The sequence below is a fragment of the Rhizobium sp. RHZ01 genome, assembly GCF_014851595.1.
GTDB lineage: Bacteria > Pseudomonadota > Alphaproteobacteria > Rhizobiales > Rhizobiaceae > Rhizobium > Rhizobium altiplani.
On sequence record NZ_JACUZZ010000152.1, the window covers coordinates 1 to 255 of the forward strand.

At 64.7% G+C, this 255-nt stretch carries 1 pseudogene; it reads left to right on the forward strand.

Annotated features, from left to right (window positions below):
* Positions 1 to 255, forward strand: a pseudogene (locus IB248_RS31240) (ISNCY family transposase); the annotation flags it as partial.

The window sequence follows — 255 nt, forward strand, 5'->3', positions numbered from 1 at the left end:
GCGACGGCGTTCGCGATTATGCGGTAACGCTGGTTGGCGAGCGCTATGCGGATTTCGGGCCGACCTTGGCGACGGAGAAGCTGGCCGAGCGTGATGGCTTGCGTGTGTCGCGCGAGACGGTGCGCGGTTGGATGGTCGATGCTGGACTGTGGTTGTCGCGCAAGCAGCGGCGGACGTTTCATCAGCCACGATTGCGGCGCGAGGCCTATGGCGAGCTGGTGCAGATCGACGGTTCCGAGCATCGCTGGTTCGAGG